This window comes from Pseudomonas sp. PME37.24/006, from assembly GCF_055556635.1.
Genome location: NZ_JBVHNL010000136.1, coordinates 1 through 266, shown reverse-complemented (window position 1 = coordinate 266; position 266 = coordinate 1). Strand labels below are relative to the sequence as shown.

Genomic DNA, 266 nt, shown 5'->3' with positions numbered 1-266 from the left:
GTTCCGCGGTGGCCGGCTTCCTGGTCGACGGCGTCGGCCCGCAGGGCGCGTACGTCGCCGCCGCGGGCTTCGCGGCGGCGGGGCTGATCGTCTCGGTGCTGTTCGTCCGCGGATTCCCCGACCTCCGCCACCGCGACGCGAGCCCCATCCCGGACACCGAGCCGGTGCACACCGTCACGTGAGACCCCGACGCACTCAGTGCGTGCGGCGCAGGAGCTCCAGCACCGCCAGCGCGTAGGCATCCGCGGGTTCGGGGTGGTCGAAGA

Annotated in this window: 1 protein-coding gene; it reads left to right on the top strand. The window is 74.1% G+C overall.

Features of this window, described 5'->3' with window-relative positions:
• A partial coding sequence (locus ACZ3GY_RS24140; RefSeq protein WP_465912289.1) for a hypothetical protein occupies positions 1–182 on the top strand: 182 nt, incomplete at its 5' end.
• Between the last annotated feature and the right edge of the window lie 84 nt (positions 183–266).